General features: G+C 39.5%; 14 protein-coding genes. 10 read left to right on the top strand and 4 right to left on the bottom strand.

The features are described from left to right. The 10 genes from leuB to LPB86_RS09130 all read left to right on the top strand — a co-directional run bounded on the left by leuB (position 1) and on the right by LPB86_RS09130 (position 13,855). A complete protein-coding gene (gene leuB / locus LPB86_RS09175) occupies positions 1-1,092 on the top strand; it encodes a 3-isopropylmalate dehydrogenase (protein WP_230642630.1) in 1,092 nt (363 codons plus the stop codon). 10 nt (positions 1,093-1,102) lie between these two features. Further along, a complete protein-coding gene (locus LPB86_RS09170) occupies positions 1,103-2,614 on the top strand; it encodes a 2-isopropylmalate synthase (RefSeq protein ID WP_230642627.1) in 1,512 nt (503 codons plus the stop codon). 2 nt (positions 2,615-2,616) lie between these two features. Beyond that, positions 2,617-3,867: a threonine ammonia-lyase IlvA gene (gene ilvA / locus LPB86_RS09165; RefSeq protein ID WP_230642625.1), complete on the top strand. Its 1,251-nt coding sequence runs from the start codon at positions 2,617-2,619 to the stop codon at positions 3,865-3,867. A 137-nt stretch (positions 3,868-4,004) separates the two neighbouring features. Further along, positions 4,005-4,550: an RNA polymerase sigma-70 factor gene (locus LPB86_RS09160; RefSeq protein ID WP_230642622.1), complete on the top strand. Its 546-nt coding sequence runs from the start codon at positions 4,005-4,007 to the stop codon at positions 4,548-4,550. 89 nt (positions 4,551-4,639) lie between these two features. Beyond that, positions 4,640-5,275, top strand: coding sequence for a hypothetical protein (locus LPB86_RS09155; protein WP_230642621.1), 636 nt, complete (start codon positions 4,640-4,642; stop codon positions 5,273-5,275). Then, on the top strand, positions 5,259-6,485 hold the full coding sequence (locus LPB86_RS09150) for a hypothetical protein (RefSeq protein WP_230642618.1): 1,227 nt from the start codon (positions 5,259-5,261) through the stop codon (positions 6,483-6,485). Before LPB86_RS09155 ends, LPB86_RS09150 begins: the two co-directional genes overlap by 17 nt. Positions 6,486-6,562: 77 nt before the next feature. Then, positions 6,563-8,950: a TonB-dependent receptor gene (locus LPB86_RS09145; RefSeq protein ID WP_230642615.1), complete on the top strand. Its 2,388-nt coding sequence runs from the start codon at positions 6,563-6,565 to the stop codon at positions 8,948-8,950. Between the two features lie 34 nt (positions 8,951-8,984). After that, on the top strand, positions 8,985-10,193 hold the full coding sequence (locus LPB86_RS09140; RefSeq protein WP_230642612.1) for a DUF4374 domain-containing protein: 1,209 nt from the start codon (positions 8,985-8,987) through the stop codon (positions 10,191-10,193). Between the two features lie 16 nt (positions 10,194-10,209). Beyond that, complete coding sequence (locus tag LPB86_RS09135; protein ID WP_230642609.1) at positions 10,210-11,355, top strand: PepSY domain-containing protein; 1,146 nt, start codon at positions 10,210-10,212, stop codon at positions 11,353-11,355. 10 nt (positions 11,356-11,365) lie between these two features. Continuing rightward, positions 11,366-13,855: an outer membrane beta-barrel family protein gene (locus tag LPB86_RS09130; protein WP_230642605.1), complete on the top strand. Its 2,490-nt coding sequence runs from the start codon at positions 11,366-11,368 to the stop codon at positions 13,853-13,855. On the opposite strand, the gene LPB86_RS09125 is transcribed toward LPB86_RS09130, so the two are convergent. The 4 genes from LPB86_RS09125 to LPB86_RS09110 form a co-directional block, all read right to left on the bottom strand. Beyond that, positions 13,839-14,246 (bottom strand): hypothetical protein, encoded by a 408-nt coding sequence (locus tag LPB86_RS09125; RefSeq protein ID WP_230642602.1) that lies wholly within the window; start codon positions 14,244-14,246, stop codon positions 13,839-13,841. The genes LPB86_RS09130 and LPB86_RS09125 overlap by 17 nt on opposite strands. 3 nt (positions 14,247-14,249) lie before the next feature. Further along, entirely contained in the window at positions 14,250-15,497 is a 1,248-nt protein-coding gene (locus tag LPB86_RS09120; RefSeq protein ID WP_230642598.1) for an amidohydrolase family protein, read from the bottom strand. A 109-nt stretch (positions 15,498-15,606) separates the two neighbouring features. Further along, positions 15,607-17,895, bottom strand: a complete 2,289-nt coding sequence (locus LPB86_RS09115) for a Gldg family protein (RefSeq protein ID WP_230642595.1) — start codon at positions 17,893-17,895, stop codon at positions 15,607-15,609. Then, complete coding sequence (locus LPB86_RS09110) at positions 17,892-18,815, bottom strand: ABC transporter ATP-binding protein (protein WP_230642592.1); 924 nt, start codon at positions 18,813-18,815, stop codon at positions 17,892-17,894. Before LPB86_RS09110 ends, LPB86_RS09115 begins: the two co-directional genes overlap by 4 nt. Positions 18,816-18,829 lie beyond the last annotated feature (14 nt).

Here is an 18,829-nt window from a genome sequence, read left to right as displayed (position 1 = left end):
ATGAATAAGAACATATTAGTGATACCTGGTGATGGTATTGGGCCAGAAGTTACCGCATGGGGAAAAGCAGTTTTAGCGCAAATAGCCACCAACTTTGGTCATGAGTTTACTTTTGATGAAGCATTGATGGGCCATGCAGCTATTGAAGCTACAGGCAGTCCTCTACCTGACGAAACATTGGATAAAGCGAAAAAAAGCGACGCCATCCTTTTTGGTGCTGTTGGTCATGCATTGTACGATAACGACCCATCTTTAAAAGTAAGACCTGAACAAGGTCTGTTAAAAATACGTAAGGAACTGGGCTTATATGCTAATTTACGCCCTATTTTGCTATTTGATGAATTGCTTAATGCATCAAGTATTAAAGCCAATATCCTTAAAGGAACTGATATTTTATTTTTCAGGGAACTTACAGGTGATGTATATTTTGGCGAAAAAACCCGTTCAGAAGATAGAAACACCGCTTCAGATTTGATGATTTATCATCGCTATGAAGTGGAAAGAATAGCACATAAAGCTTACGAAGCAGCCATGAAACGGAACAAAAGATTATGTTCTGTTGATAAGGCGAATGTTTTGGAAAGTTCAAGGTTATGGAGAGAAACCATCCAGGAGATTTCTAAGCAATATCCTGAGGTTGAAACGGAGCACATGTTTATAGACAATGCAGCAATGCAGCTGATCAAAGATCCAAAACGCTTTGACGTCGTATTGACTGCGAATTTGTTTGGTGATATCCTTACGGATGAGGCCTCTCAAATTGCAGGCTCTATGGGTATGCTGGCTTCTGCATCTGTGGGTGACGGCACAGGCTTTTTCGAGCCTATTCACGGTTCTGCACATGACATTGCAGGTAAAAACCTGGCTAATCCTCTTGCTTCTATTTTATCTGTTGCATTGATGCTTGACATCAGCTTTGGCTTAAAAGAGGAAGCCAAAGTAGTATTGAATGCTGTAGATCATGTATTGAAAGAAGGTTACAGAACCAACGATATTGCTGATGGTTCTACCAATCCATATCATGTATTAGGCACCCAGGAAATGGGCAAGCTCGTCTTAAAGTTTATCGCTGAAAAAGCAGTTACCATTTAATAGAAAGAATATGTTACACGATCCGAACAGAGTATATGTATTTGACACCACCCTTAGGGATGGAGAACAAGTACCAGGTTGCCAGCTGTCTACCCCTGAAAAAATAGAAATTGCTATTGCGCTGGAAGCATTGGGTGTAGATGTTATCGAGGCAGGTTTCCCTATCTCGAGCCCTGGCGATTTTCAAAGTGTAGTGGAACTTTCTAAAGCTGTTAAAGAGCCTACCATATGTGCTTTAACACGTGCAAATACTGGTGATATTGATGCTGCTGTTGCTGCGTTAAAATATGCCAAACACCCAAGAATTCATACCGGCATTGGGTCTTCGGACATGCACATTAAATATAAATTTAACAGTACCAGGGAGCAAATTCTGGAACGCGCGGTTGCTGCAGTTAAATATGCGAAGAAGTTTGTTGAAGACATTGAATTTTACGCAGAAGATGCGGGGCGTGCAGACAATGCATTTCTGGCTCAGATGATAGAGGCCGTAATTGCTGCAGGTGCCACGGTAGTAAATATTCCAGATACCAATGGTTATTGCCTTCCTGACCAATACGGTTCCAAAATTCTTTATCTAAAAGAAAACGTTAAAAATATTGACCAGGCTATTATTTCGGTACATTGCCATAATGATTTAGGTTTAGCTACTGCAAACTCTCTTGCGGGTTTGGTAAATGGAGCCCGTCAGGTAGAATGTACCATCAATGGTATTGGCGAACGTGCCGGTAATACTGCATTAGAAGAGGTGGTGATGGTATTGAAAACGCATCACGCGCTTGGTTTAAACACCAACATCAACACCAAGCATTTTAGCGACATCAGTAGAATGGTAAGCAAAATGATGCGCATGCCTGTTCAGCCTAATAAAGCCATCATCGGACAAAATGCCTTTGCACACAGTTCTGGTATCCACCAGGATGGTTTCTTGAAACATCGTGAAAATTATGAGATCATGAACCCGGAAGATGTGGGCATCAATTCTGCAGACATCATATTAACTGCCCGTAGTGGAAGACATGCATTGAAGCATCATCTGGAACGCTTAGGTTACGAGATTGAGCGGATCAACCTTGATCAGATCTATGAGCGTTTTCTGGTTATGGCAGATGGTAAAACTACAGCAATTACAGATGATGATATTCTTTTCTTAATGACAGATGGCAAAGAAGAATCCTACAAAAACGGTTACAAACTAAACCTGCTACAAGTACTTTGCGGAGATCCATTAACACCTACGGCTAGTATTCGTTTAGAACACAATGGTGTAGAAAAAGAAGCGATGGCATCTGGAAATGGGCCTGTAAATGCAACCATCAATGCCATTCAAAGTATTGTAGGCACAGATATTCTGTTGAAAGAATTTACAATACAGGCTGTGCAAGGCGGCAGTGATGATGTGAGTAAAGTAAACATTAAGATTTCCCATGAAGGTAAATCTTATGTAGGTCACGGCTTTAGTACAGACATCGTTAAGGCCTCGGCCCATGCCTATCTGGATGCCATGAATAAATTTATGTAAACATGAATGTAAAAAAAGAAGTGGAACTGGATTTTCTTAGTGCAGCAGAACGGATAAAAGGTACAGTCAAACGCACTCCACTGGAGTACAATGCTGGATTATCTTTAAAATATAATGCCCAGATTTATCTGAAACGGGAAGACCTGCAACTGGTTCGTTCTTATAAATTACGTGGTGCTTACAACATGATCAGTACCCTTGAGGCGGGTCAAATGGCCAGCGGTGTAGTGTGTGCAAGTGCGGGCAATCACGCCCAGGGGGTAGCACACTCTTGTAAAAAGCTTGGCATTAAAGGTGTTATTTTTATGCCCGAAATTACGCCGAAACAAAAAGTAAAACAAACGGCCATGTTTGGCGGCGACAACATTGAGATTGTGTTGGTTGGTGATACTTTTGACGATTGTATGAAGGAGGCCCTTGAATATACCGTAAAGCATCAAATGACATTTATTCCTCCTTTTGATAACGCCAAAATTATTGAAGGACAAGGAACTGTTGGTGTAGAGATATTTGAAGACCTTCCTGACCTGGATGTGATCATCGTGCCTATTGGTGGTGGTGGTTTAGCTTCTGGCGTTGGCAGTTATCTTAAAAATGTAAAGCCGGCGATTGAAGTAATTGGTGTAGAGCCAGAAGGTGCACCATCTATGCAGAATGCATTAAAAAATGGAAGCCCGGTAACACTGGAATACATTGACCGTTTTGTGGATGGTGCTGCCGTAAAGCGGGTGGGTGCACTTACATTTGAGTATTGCAGCGAACTTTTGGACCAAATGCTTTTAATACCTGAGGGAAAAATCTGTACTACGATACTGCAACTCTACAATGAAGATGCCATAGTGGTTGAACCTGCCGGTGCATTGGCTGTTGCATCTCTGGATCAGCTACAGGATACCATTATTGGTAAAAAAGTGGTTTGTGTAGTAAGCGGAGGTAACAATGACATTGAGCGGATGCAGGAAATTAAAGAGAAATCTTTACTGTTTGAAGGCTTAAAGCACTATTTCATTGTTCGCTTTCCACAAAGACCAGGCGCATTAAAGGATTTCGTAAACAATGTACTTGGACCTAATGATGACATTACCCGTTTTGAGTTCATCAAAAAGACCAATAAGGAAAATGGCCCGGCGCTGGTAGGTATTGAACTTGCACAGCGATCAGACTATGAAGCGCTGGTTCAAAGAATGAAAGAATTTAAATTCGAGATCATCGAACTGAATAATGATCAGACTTTATTTGAATATCTGGTTTAAGCAGCGTAAACAACAAAAAGCGCCGTTTGTATTCCATTGCAAGCGGCGCTTTTTGCATAAAAAAATTATTCCTGCCAGCTAGCCACTTATAATTAGTCTAAATAGTTATCTTTGCCCGGTAACATTTGCACTACATCTTGTCAGGTAAAAATAGTATAGCTTCAACAGGCGGTCACATCAGGATCAACGTACAATCTTTCGAGACGGTGTATAATATGTATTGGGAAAAAATATACGCCATTTGTTATAACAACATTCGTGAGATAGAACCAGCAAAAGAAATGGTTCAGGATATTTTTAAATCTTTGTGGGAACGAAGAGAAAATCTTGAACTTGAAAATGTTAATAACTACCTTGTCCGTGCTGCTAAATTCAAAACTTTTGAGTACATAAGAAATAAGGTAAGTCAACAAAAGCATGTCTGCATTAAACAACAAGATTGCAGTCATTCTTCTAATTGTACAGAAGAACACATTCACTTTAATGATCTTAAACAAAAAGTAAATATTCTTGTAGATACCTTACCTTGCCAGTGTCGCCGGGTCTACAAAATGAGCCGCGAACAAGGCTTGAGCAATAAGGAAATTGCTTCTTCATTGTTGATCACGGAAAGGGCTGTTGAATATCACATCACAAAAGCCTTAAGCGTGCTCCGGTTAAATCTTTCCAATTATTCTATTTAATTTTTATTCCACTTACGGTAAAGCGTTAGTTATGCTACTTATATTTGCATAAGTTTGTAAGGCTATTGCCACAGGGTTTAAAAAAAGCAATGAAGATCGATAAAGAACTCCTTGAAAAGTACCATGCTCAACAGTGTACAGCAGAAGAGGCTGAGGCTGTTGAAACCTGGCTATATGCTTCTGATAGTGAGGAAATGCTTCAACTTCCCATCAGCGAATCCAAGGTGGCACACAAAATGGAGATGTGGCAGGAAATAACAACCGTTTTACCTCCAGTAGCCAAACAAAACAATTATAAAGCTTTTTTTACCGGCGCAATTGCCGCTTCTTTAGTATTGACAATGCTGGCAACAGTTATTTATCAATCAGTTTCTTCGGCTGGGCCGGATCAGGAATTGGTAGAAATTAACAATACATCTCTGGAAAAAATACTTCATTTAAATTCAAATGGATACACCATAGCCGTAGGCACCAATACCTCTGGCAAGATTGATAACAATACAGGAATAGTTGATTTAAGCGGCAGTATACTTATCTCTCCTAAAAAAGACATTCAGCTTAGTTTTGAAGGCACTTCTAAAAAGTTTCTTTTCAAAAAAGGGCAAACTTATATTCTGTTAAAAGGTAAAGATGGTAAAGACAAAATCCTTATTGTGGATACAAAGAACCTGATGGATCTGCCTCCCGTTCTCCAAAAGCAAATCATCAATGAGTTTGACATCTAGTAGAATTATCCTCTTTTTATTTCTGATCTCTCATGTATTCCTGGCTGGTTGCAATCACAATTCTTCATCTGTTTCTACAGTAAGAACCGATAATAATTATAGTCTTTATATTCTGGGGAAAGATGGAAAAGAATATATACTTGAAACAGCTTCTTTGGACAGTGGTATCCTTTTACCAGAAAAAGATGGGGCTGCGCTAAATGTATCGGTTATGGACCGCAATGTATTGGTTAAAAATGGCTACTACTATCATATGAACCGCAAGGCAAATGCCTTTGTAAAATATAACATTAATCATCAAGTTTTTAAATCTGTTTCCAGTTCTCCTCTGCAACAATTTTCTACAGAAAACTATTATTGGATGGGTAGCGATACCCTCCTGCTCACTGGCTTGCAGGCACCTGAATTTGCACAAGCTCAATATGCTTTGTTACGCACAACAGACATGAAAGTACTGGCAAAAGGAAATATGGATATCCCTAAACCCACAGGAAGATTTGAGACCATTTCTATTGGCTTTGTTAAACAAATGGCTAAAAAGCTTTTGGTAGGTTACACCTACCATGAACAGCTAAGTGCAACAGATTATACTACGAGTGACACCATTTACGTAACGGAACTCAACTACCCCAATATGAGGGCTGTAAAAACGGTTAAGGATGGTCGCAGTACCTATCCCGGGGGGATGAATACTGTACAATCTTCATCATTTACAGATGAAAAGCAGGACTTCTACTTTATGGCATGTCCGGGAATAGCTTTAGGAAACCGCCCTGAATTGTCTACTGCAATTATGAAAATAGGCAAGGGCGTAAGTATGCCGGATCAAAAATACTTTTTTAATCTTTCCGATGCTTTACGCAATCATGCTTACGGAATGTGGTATTTAGGAAATGGTAAAGCCATAGTAAGATCAGAGCGAAAAGACTTATACAAAGATCTTGATGACCACTACAGCACTGCACATTTTGAATTTTACCTTATAGATATTTACAAACAGCGGGTAATAAATAAGCTGAACCTGCCGCTAGACAGAGGTACGAGAAGGGAATGCATATTGGTGCAGGGCAACAAGGCATACATTTCAATCAGCTCTATTACTGATGGCAATTTCATTTGGTGTTATGATATCCAAACAGGAAAGCTAAATAAGGGATTGCAATTGGCAGGAAATTCTGATTACATCCTTAGAATAGATAAATTAAAATAATTTAACTTTTTTTGCCTACCCACCTTCGGGAATTTTAAAGTTGTGCTACTTACAAAGTAAATACACAACTTAAAAAAATGTTATATAGAAAATTTTTACTTCTAATTTTACTTATTACCTTTTCAGTCAGTGCATTCGCACAAAATACAGCCGTAATTTCAGGAAATATAAAAGATGAAAATGAAGGCATTGCAAATGCTTCGGTTTTATTAAAAGGTACAAAATTAGGTACAACCTCAAATGCACAGGGTAACTATCAATTAAATAATCTTCCAGCTGGTACTTATATTTTAGTTATTTCTTCTCTCGGCTACATAAAAGAGACAAAATCGATTGTCATTAAAATTGGTCAAACCCTCCATGTAAATTTTTCGCTAAAAAAAGATCTTCAGCAATTGCATGATGTAAATATTAATGGCAAAACTAAAACTCAGGAAATTAAAGAATCAGGTTTCGCTGTTAATGCCATCGATACTAAGAAGTTTGCTAATAGTACCGCTGATCTGAACCAAGTCCTCAACAGAAGTACTGGTGTCCGGATTCGCGAACAGGGAGGTTTAGGGTCTGACTTCAAATTTTCCATAAATGGTTTATCTGGAAAACAAGTTAAGTTCTTTATTGACGGTATCCGTACGGAGGTGATGGGAAGTGCAATGTCTCTTAATAACATTCCGGTTAACCTGGCAGAACGCCTGGAAGTTTATAAAGGCGTAGTTCCGGTTCAACTTGGTGCCGATGCAATGGGCGGAGCTGTAAATGTGGTAACCAATCAGCAGGTGACCAATTATTTGGACCTAAGTCATAGTTACGGGTCTTTTAATACGCACAGGTCATCACTTACTGCACAATATGCGGATAAAAAAACAGGACTGGTTTTAAAAGGGGGGGGCTTCTTTAATTACTCAGACAACAACTATATGATGAGGGGTGTCGATTATCTTAGAGACGCTATTAAAAACGGCAAAGAAATCACCGACCCTAATAATGCCGAATTTATAAAGGGAGACTTCAAACGATTTCATGATGCATATCAATCTGCAATGGGACAAGTTGAACTTGGTGTGGTTAATAAGAAATGGGCAGACGTATTGTTCGCCGGCTTTGGGTACAACCAGGTTGAACAGGAATTGCAGACAGGATTTGACCAAAACGTAGTTTATGGAAATGTAACCAGGAAAAGTAAGGCATTTAATGGCTCGTTACGCTACAAAAAAGATAACATTTTTGTCCAGGGCTTAAATCTAAGCGTATTCGCATCTCAATCGAAAGATATTTTAAAAACTGCAGATACTTTAATGAGACAATACTATTGGGATGGTGCATGGCAGAATAAAGGTGTGTACGAGCTTGGGAACAGTGTAAAAACAATAAATAATATTACCAGGCCAAGAATTTATGGACGGGCAAACTTAAGCTACACCATCTCTCAAGGGCATTCGGTTAATTTCAATTATACTATCGACCGTTTGAAAAATGAAACCTACAATGAACTTTTCACCAATAAAGATGGTATGCCAGGCCGACTGGACAAGCAGATCCTTGGGCTTGCCTATCAGCAAGAGTTATTAAACAAAACCTTAGTCAATACTTTTTTCGGAAAACTGTATCACCTTGGATTAGAACGCAACAAATACATTAGTAATGTTTTAACCCAGTTAGATACAACCTTCAGTAATTATGGTTACGGAGTGGCCTCACGCTATAAATTAGCAAAGGATCTGGGTATAAAAGCTTCTTATGAACATGCATACCGTTTGCAAGAAGCTGAAGAGATGTTTGGAGATGGGTTATTGGTTCAGTCCAATCCAGACCTTAGACCGGAAAGTAGTGACAATATTAACCTGGGCATTTATTATAGCTTCCAGTTGCGAGAGCACAAGTTTTTTGTAGAAGCCTCTGGGTTTTATCGCAATGCAGTAGATTTTATCTTTACAGTACCAGATGAACGTTCTAAATTATTTAAAAATGAAAATAAGTCCAATGTGCGCATCACGGGTTTTGAATCTGAAGCAAGGTACGCTTACGCAGACCTAATGTCACTGAACTTAAACGTCACGTATCAAAATGCTGTCAATACAACAAAATACGCAAATCCTGGATCCACTACGATAGAAAATACTTATCTGAATAAAATCCCTAATCAGCCCTGGCTGTTTGGAAACGCAGACTTCAGTATTGGTAAAAATAATATACTGGGGAAAGATACAAGACTTCAATTCAACTGGTACACCCAATATGTTCACTGGTTTTACCTTACATGGGCCAATCGTGGTGCCGTGCAGGGAAAATCAGATGTGCCTACCCAATATATTCATAATGCTGCAATCAGCTATTCGTGCAGTCAGGGTAAGTATAACATTGCACTGGAATGCAAAAACCTGACAAATATTCTTGCTTATGACAACTTTAGATTGCAAAAACCTGGAAGATCCTTTTCAGTAAAAATGAGATACTTTATTAAATAATCCCCAATAATTCTAAAAATTTATATCCAAAAAAATGAGAAAACTATTTTACTATTCAACCAGAGTTGCGCTAACAATGTTATTGGCAGTAGCCATCAGCAGTTGTTCTAAAAAGGAAGATACCCAAGAGGAGGAAACCATTAAAAGTGAATACTCAGCAGTTCTTTGCGTGGGAAGCTGGCCGAATACAGCCTATTACATTGCAGGTATTCCGTCGTTAACTAGCGGAACTATTAGTTTAACCGGCAACGGAGCGGAAATGACAGGAAAAGTATATGCACAAGATATTGTTCAGAAAGATGGCTTCTATTACCACGCAAATTTCTCAAGCGGCCGTTTAGGTAAATACCATGTTGAAAACAACGTATTGAAGGTTGATAAGGAAATTGCCTTTACATGGCTTAACTGGAGTTCTTATGCCTGGGTTGATAACAATACCATGGTAATTTTTGGTGATGGAAATAACGAATTGCGCTATGCAGTATTAAAAGTAGATAACATGACCGTAACCACAGGTAAACTTAACGTGGCCGCCATGCCCGCCGGTTTTGACGCCTACAACATTGGCTTTGCTCAATACAGGGATAATAAATTGTTCCTGGGTTATGGATTTGGATCTACTAATTTCGCCAATTATCCTACTATGCCTGTCCATCAAAAAGCATATGTTGCAGTAATCAGCTATCCGGCAATGACTGTTGACAAATCACTTGAAGATGTGCGTACCACGACTTTTGGCGGACCGAATGTTTATGCTCCTTCTTCATTTGTGGATGAGAACAATGACCTCTATTTCATCAGTGACCCGGTATACAACTATGATTATGTATCTCCTTCAATAATGTACCGTATTAAATCTGGTAGCACAGAACTTGATCAGACCTATTCTTTTAATTTCTCATCTGCCTCTAACAGTGAAAAAGCACCAGCAATGTGGTACATTGGAAATGGAAAAGCCATTGTGCGTTCTCGCATCAATGGACAGTCTATAGATACAGATCATTATTTCTGCTTAATTGATGTAAAAACCGGTGCGCTTATTAAAAAACTAGACCTTCCTGTAGATAAGGGAGAGCGTATGGTAAATGCAGTGATTGTAGAAGATGGCAAGGCGTTTATTGCAGTAAATGCTGCCGATAGAGATTACATCTGGCAGTATGATCCAGCTACAGATAAGCTAACCAAAGGGGTAGAATTTATCGGCGGCATCGATTATATCCTGCGCATTGAGAAATTGAAATAAAATTTCCGGTTATTAAATGACATTTAAAAAAATAAATGCCTGGTTTCATTTGTGGCTTGGGCTTATTTCCGGAACTATTGTTCTTATACTAGGGCTTACAGGCTGTACCCTGGTTTTTGAACAGGAAATTAAAAGTTTAAGCTCCCCATGGCTCCATGCAATAAACCCTGCCGGTGTAAAAGCTGCCCCACCATCTGTACTTTACAGATCGGTAGAAAAAGCATTGCCCGGCAGGGAAATTGAATCGGTATGGTATTACGGCAAAAACCGTACTGCACAGTTTAGCATTCATGAATCAGATTCTACTGTTTATGTAAACCCCTATAATACAAAGGTTGTTGCAATTGCCCATAAGGAAGATATGTTCCAGTTTTTTAAAGATGGTCACTACTACCTCTGGATGCCAGAAAAAATAGGCCATCAGTTTGTGGGTTGGGGTACTTTTATTTTCTTCTTTTTATTGATTAGCGGTCTGATTTTATGGTGGCCAAAAAAATGGAATAAAAAAGGAAAGGAACAGGCTTTTAAAGTAAAATGGAATGCCAAATTTAAAAGGGTAAATTACGACCTACACAATGTTCTGGGCTTTTATGCTATTATAGTTGCCCTCATATTTGCTTTTACAGGATTAATGATGAGCTTCTCCTGGTTTAACAATAGTGTGTACTGGATGGCTGGTGGAGAGGTTAAACCGCGGATTAAATCTTTATCGGATACGCTGACACATCCCCTTAATTTAACTACGTCAAAAATGCTGTCGCAGGTAGACAAAGCCTATTATCTGGGAATTAATGAGATTGGAGAACATCATACTGATGAGATTATCCTGCACTTTCCGGAAAAAGCTTCAGATCCTATATATGTATGTACTGACATGTATAAAGGTAGCTGGCGCGATGTATACCTGGACCAATATACACTTAAACAATTACCCGGTTCCAACAACCGCTTGCGAGATGAGAACCTTTCTTCATGGATCCGGAGATCTAATTATGGTTTACATGTTGGTGCTATAGGTGGGCTGACCACAAAAATAATATTCTTTATCGCCAGTTTAATCTGTGCCAGCTTACCAGTTACCGGATTTTACATTTGGTGGGGCAAAAAGAGAAAAGCGTGGAAAAGTAAGCGAAAAGCTCAGTCACAATTGATTACAAATTAAAACAACAACTATGATCCGATCTCTTAAAACAGTAGAACCAGCTTCTGTTGCAGGAATATTATTGCCGCTATTCATCCTTTTAATTTCATGCCTTTCTCCTGTTTATGCACAAACCCAGGGGAAAATACAGGGTAAAATCATCGCTGTTGACGGCAGCCCCTTACCCTTTGCTTCTATCCGCTTACAGAAACAAGATGGTGTATTATTAAAAGGTACAATGAGTGATACGCTTGGTAAGTTTTCGCTAACTGCTGTACCAAATGGTACTTATATGCTAAAGGTAAACACCGTTGGTTTTGTAACGCATCAATCTAAAATATTTAGTGTCTCCGTTCAGCACAACAGCATCGAAATAGAAACAATTACCTTAATTGAGGAAGCCATGAATTTGGGTGCGGTTACCATAAGGGGACAAAAAAGGCTCATTGAACAAACCATAGACAAGACGGTAATGAACATAGAAAACAGCATCCTTGCAGAAGGTAATACTGCTTTGGAATTGCTGCAAAGGGCACCGGGTGTTACCGTTGGTGATGATGGACAAGTTTCTCTTAAAGGCAGGCCAAATGTGCTGGTGATGCTAAACGGCAAATCTACTTACCTTTCACCTAAAGAGCTGAGCACTTTACTTAAAGGAACCAACTCTGCTTCCATATCCAAGATAGAGATCATGAGTAATCCATCTGCCAAATATGATGCTGCTGGAAACGGCGGAATCATCAATATCCAGCTTAAGAAAAGCATGGTTACTGGTTTTAACGGTACAGTAACCATTAATGGCGGACGTAGCAGAAATGCAAGATACGGCAGTGGCATGAACCTTAATTACAGAAGCGATAAAGTAAATGTGTACGGAAGTTATGACTATGCCTATCGTGGAGAAACAGAATACCTGGATTTTGTACGCCGATTTTACGACTCAGGCATCGCCGCAGGGCAAGCAAGCAGAACATCTACCCAGCGTACGGAAACTGATGAACCTCTACATACCAATAATTTTAGGTTAGGATTGGATTATGACTTTAGCGCCCACAATTCTATTGGTTTTCTACTAAATGGAAATGTAGGCAGTTATACACATAATAGCAAAACTGGCAACTTACTGACCAGCGCTACAGGAGTATTGCTAAGCAATATGGCAACCACCAACTATGATGAGCAGAACTGGAAAAACCTGACTTATAATATGAATTACCGTCATAAATTCAAAAAAGAAGGAAGGGAGCTTTCGGCCGATGCAGATTTTGCCAGTAATCATTTTACTTCCCGGCTTAACCTTAAAACTACAACTCTGGCGAGCTTAGCGGGACAAACCAGCTCAGATATCACCAGACGGGGATATGTTCCAGCTGTTACTGATGTATATCTTGCAAAAATGGACTATACCGACCCTTTAAGTAAAACACTGAAACTGGAATCTGGTTTAAAGAGCAGTTATACCAACGCTGACAACAACTTACGGTACGACTTATTAACTAATGGAAGCTGGATTTATGATGCTACAGGGAGTAATCATTTTACCTATAAGGAACAAATCCATGCAGGATACCTTAATGTTAATAAAGAATTTAAAGGTTTCAGCATACAGGTTGGACTGAGGGGAGAATATACCTTCACCGAAGGACACCAGATTACAACAGACTCTTTAATAAAACGAAGCTACTTCCAATTGTTCCCCTCTGTGTTTTTAAATAAACCTTTGGGAACCAATCACCAGTTACAACTTGCCTATAGCCGCAGAATAGAGCGTCCGGATTATGGAGATTTAAATCCTTTCCGTGTTTTCCGTGACCCTTTGCTTTTTTACCAGGGAAATCCATTTTTAAAGCCAGAACTCGTAAATACTTTTCAGTTCAGCCATAGTTTTAAAGGAAAATACACTACTGCCATAAGTTACAATCGCACCCATGATGTGATGACCTGGGTAAACGGACAGATTGATGAGCTAAACACAACGTTTGAAACGCCGCAGAACCTTAACCGCTTAGTTAATTATGGTATCAGCTTTACGGCATCTACCTCATTTTTTGAATGGTGGACAGGAACTCATTTTGCAAACCTATACCGCAACGAATATTCAGGATCGAGTGAAGGGGTAACCGGTACATTTGACAACAAGACCACTAGTGCAAGCTTTAACTCACAGAATAGTTTTAAAGCAGGTAAAGGTTATACTATAGAGCTAAGCGGTAATTACTATTCTGGTTCAGTATATGGTATAGCCCGTTACAAAGGAAATTATGTCATCTCTACAGGGGCACAAAAATCTATCTTAAAAGAAAAAGGAAGCCTTAAATTAATGGTGAATGATATTTTTCAAAGCAGCCGCTACCAGGAATCTACCCTGTTTCAGAACATTGACATGAATATGGACAAACGCCCGGACAGCCGAAGGGTGATGCTGTCATTTTCATATCGCTTCGGCAATCAGAACATTAAAAAGAAAGAACGAAAAACGGGAAGTGAAGACATTTTAAACCGGGTTAAAGGGGGAGGTTAAAATGAAACTCCTGATCATCTGGGATTGGGACATACACCCTTTCCCATTCAGAACCGTCAAGAATCTCCCAGCTATGCCCAGGACCTAATGTATCTTCTGCGATCAGAATAATACCGGGTTCAAGAATAAAAGTGTCACCATTGGTTACAGTAAATTTAAGTTTACCTTTTAAGGTAATCACATATTGCCTGCGGGGCGCAGGATGTAGAACCTTTTCGTAACTATCAACTTTAGCCTGACAGAAAAAATATTCAACAGGAATTTTAACCTGTGTAGGTATTTTTCCAATTTCAAAAGCACAATCCAATTCGTTTATATTAAATAAGCGGATTGCCTGCAAAAATGAATCGCTTTCAGAAGCGTAAGTATCTGGGGAGGTAACTTTAGTCATGGGCTAAAGATAAATAACCTTCCCATGTTTTATCACCAGCACCTGTTTTTTTAAGCTATTAACGTCGATGAGTGGGTTTTCACTCAAGACCAACAAATCTGCATTTTTACCGTTTTCAATGCTACCAATATTCTTCTCCTGTCCAATTACTTTAGCGCCAACTATAGTTGCTGCACGTAAGGCATCGACGTTAGAGAACCCACATTTCTCCACAAAATACCTGATCTCATCCAGCAACCGTGGATAAAGCCGGTTTGTATCTACAATCTGGTCTGTTCCTGTAGCAACGGCTACCCCTTGCTCATGCACTCGTTTAAGCAGCGGAAATATCCAGGGACTCTGTTCTTCAGAAACGCATAATGTAGCATCCAGAATTGCATTTTTCTTTCTCATCATCCTGCAAAAAGCATCAATGTCTAAATTTGCAATTACACTGTCCTTATAGGCAGCAGGCGTTTTTCGCCTAAAAAACAAGGTGTCTGTAGTCAGGTTCTCCAGCATATACACATGGGAAAGCACCTCCATTCCGGCAGTAACTACTTCAATTGGTGTAGCGGGGTAAAGCATGGTATGGCCCCATACCAGCAAACCATGCTTTTTCGCTGCTTTAATCACGAGCGGAAGGAAATCTTTATCAAAAGAATGGTATAATTTTACACCCGTTGCACCGCAGGCTTTTGCAGCAGACATCGCACTGTCCAAATTAGTTCCTGGCACAATCAGCTGCTCCCAGGGAGCATATGGCTCATTGCGTAAATGCTGATCTCTATTATAATACCAGTCACCTGCCATAAATGAAGAGAAATAAACATCAGCCCCTCTCCTATTCCCTTCTTTTATTTCTTTCTGTGCCTTTAACAGCGCAGCCCCGTCACCGCCGGCATCCCTTAAAGAAGTAATTCCATGGCGTAAAAAATAGTTGAGGTGGTTGTAGGTATTTTCAATATTATTCTTCCTGTTCGCTGTTACATGAACATGCGCATCAATCAGTCCCGGAATGATGAATTTTCCTTGAAGATCTATTGTCTTCGCTCCCTTCAATTCCTTTTTAGACAGCCGCAAGCTCCTTATTTTACCGTTGGCAATAATCAAATCTTTACCCTTAATAAATTGCGCTCCGTTGGCATCCAGAATATTGGCGTTTTTTAGCACCAGAATGGTATCTGTGGCCTTGGGCAAAAAATTAGATGCAGCCAACACTGATACAACAGTAAGCAGGTGAATTGCAAGAATAAAACTAAACCTCTTCATAATATATCATTTATTTAAATTAGGATAACTAAAAACGCAGAGGCATCCACCATCTGCGTTTCTTGAATTAATTATATCTAATTTTTATTTAATTAGCATTTTTAAACACCTATCGCCTCTTCCTTGAAATTAGCATCCAGGACACCGAAATGGCAATAAGTCCGGGCAAAAGGCCTAATAATCCCCAACGGATCCAGGTAAGTTGTCCAGCGCTGATCAATAGTTTATTGTCTTTTGGAAGTTCCCGGGTAGTGTCAATTGGGAACTCACCATTACTAAACCATCTAAAAAGTTCCGTAACAAAAGAAAAGTTCAGAGAATTTAAGTTTTGCCTGCCTAGCTCAGCATTACTCATAAAATCTGCATCTCCTATTACAAAAATCCTTTGTTGCTTTTCGCCGATCTTTTTATGGAGGGCGATACCTATAGGATAAGAACTCATTTTTGCATTCTTTCGCGGATCTGCCAGTGCTTTGGTTTTATCAATCGTTAAATCTGGACCAATCCATGTATTGGCTGCCTCAGTAACAAGTATAGGAAGCTGCTTAAAGTCAGATCCCTTGTTAAACTGGAGTGCAGCCACAGTTGGTGTGGTTATCGTTGCACTGTCCTTATTGGCAAAAGCACTGGTTTTAATCAATTGGGCCCAATTTTTACTGACTATCAAACTTTGTACAAAAGAAGGTTCAAAGTTTGCACTCTTTTGTACTAATTGACCTTTGAGCATAGAAACATCTACCCAACTTAATACCTGGCTGTAAATTGACTGGCTACCTGGTTCGGCCGCAATAAGCAGGTCACCACCTTGTTTAATATAGTTTTCTAAATTACTTAATTCTTCCGGATTGTAGGCAGTTAAAGCATCTGCAAGCACCAGAATATCAACTTCTTTAACAGACAGACTATCTTTTAAAGAGAGTTCTTGAACATCGAAACCCTGATTCACCAAAGAATAACGGAAGCTAATTTCAGTTGTTGGCACCATATAGTCCCTATCTCCAGAACGGTTAATGTTTCGCTCACTATGACCGTTTACAAACCCTACCCTTGGCGAATTAACAACCAGTCTTTTCATGGCAGCGGTAATTTCCTTCTCTCCCGGTTGTTTAAAAAGATCATCATATACACGCAGGAAAGTCGTTTTTCCGTTATAAGTTACTGTACGTACTGAACGATATCGCTCCGATTTAAGATCAATCAGTTTGTTGACTTGATCTGGACGCAGAAATTCTTCAAACTTCATCTTATTTGCCTTGGCCATTTTCCTCGCCAGCTGCTCATCATTTAATCCGGGATTTTCCTGATAAAGACGTGCATTTTGTGAGTGTGCCCAATAGAAAACATATTTCATCTGCATATCAGGAAGAAAGCGATAATACTTATCGAAATTCCTTTTATCACCATTTTGGTACTGGGGCAATCCAAAATAATAGTTTTCATCAAGTAAATTGATATAAGTAGTGATGACAACTGGTCCGTCAATTTTCGCAATCACATCTTTACTTTCTTTAGTCAGGGTACGACTATCAGTAGCAGTCATATCCTTGTAAACAATTAACTGTGGCCTGGAACTTAGATAACCTAACAGCAGCATAAACACAATAAAACCTACATAACGTACCACCTTAGCAGAGAAAGAGATGGTGCGGCGTTCAAACTCGAGCTTAAATAGGGTAAGACCTATAAATAGCACAATAACAATTATAAAATAGAGCAAATCATTGCTAGCCAGGAGCCCATTGATAGACTCTTCTGCCCTACCAGACATGGATAGAAAATAGGTGATATCACGAACAAAGTTTATATCCTGCCATAAGCTACCAATAAAGTTGAGTGCCGCTAGTACCACCAGGGTGCTAATAGCTGCTACTACCTGATAACTGGTTAAACTAGACATGAACAGACCAATTGCTGAATATGCGCAGATGAGCAGATATAGGCCTATGATGCCGGAAAAAATAAACCAGAAATCAGCTTGATCAATCGCAAACAATGAAATGACACCGATACCCAGTAATACGCTAACCAAAATAAAGCAATAGCTAATCATGGCCAGGTATTTACCCACAACAATATCCAGCACTCTAATTGGCGAAGAATAAAGTAATTTAATAGAGCCACTGTGGGTTTCCCTACTAATTAAACCCATGGTGAGCAGAGGAATATACAAGTATAGATATTCTTGCATTTTAGGGAACAGTCCCATAAAACCGGAGAAAAACCAGTTGGTTAAATCATTGGATTGTTGCCCCATTTGCTGGGCACGCTCCATCCTTTCTAATAAGGAACTGTATTGCCATCCAGATTGAAATATGAACACCAGCAATACAATCCAGGCAACAGGTGAATAGAACAATTGGCTAAGCTCAATGCGTGCAATCCTTAATATGTTTTTCATTTTTTATTAGATAGTTGTGCAAAAATTTGGTCCAGGGAACTTTTTTCCAATGTAATCTCTTTCATCCGCCACCCATTGTCAGCGCTCGTTTGAATTAGCCGTTCGCTAATCTCTTGCCCTGCATCAAACCTGATCCTGAACTTTGTTGGACCCAGCACTTCTACTGCATTTACTCCGTTAAGACCTTGAAGGGTAGCAACAGCTGGAGGATTGAGCATTGTGGTAATCAAACTATCTGGTTCTATATAATTGTCAAAGGCTTCCATAGTATCAGAGAATACCATGGTTCCGTTTTCAATCATTTTGACTTGAGTACAAGTGGCCTGTATTTCTGACAGGATATGAGAGGAAAAAATAACTGCCTTTTCTTCTCCTACCTCTTTGATCAGCTTACGAACCTCAAAAATCTGGTTGGGGTCCAGCCCATTTGTAGGCTCATCTAAAACAACCAATTTGGGTTCATGAATGATGGCTTGCGCAATTCCCACACGCTGTTTATATCCACCAGATAAATTTGAAATTAAACGGTTTTTAAAATGTGACACACCACATTTGGCCATTGCTTTATCAACTGCCGATTCTACGTTTTTACGCTCAATTAGCCGCAGAAAAGCACATTGCGTTAAATATTCTTTTACGGTAAGGTCCATATAAAGTGGTGCATTTTGCGGAAGAAAGCCAATCAGCTTTTTCGCATCAATAGGATCCTTGTGCATCATGTATCCACCTACTTCTACACTACCTTCGGTCTGATTGAGCACGCCACACATAATGTTCATGGTGGTAGACTTACCTGCTCCGTTTGAACCAAGTAAACCGAGTACACCAAGTTCATTGATCTCAAAATTAATGTCGCGGATGGCCCAGGCAGTGCCATAACGATGAGAAAGGTTGGTGATTTTTACAATCTTGTTATCCATTCATTTAATGATTA

The organism is Pedobacter sp. MC2016-14, from assembly GCF_020991475.1.
Taxonomy (GTDB): Bacteria; Bacteroidota; Bacteroidia; order Sphingobacteriales; family Sphingobacteriaceae; genus Pedobacter.
Note: the sequence above shows the minus strand (reverse complement) of the source record. Positions and strands in the feature narration are given on the sequence as shown.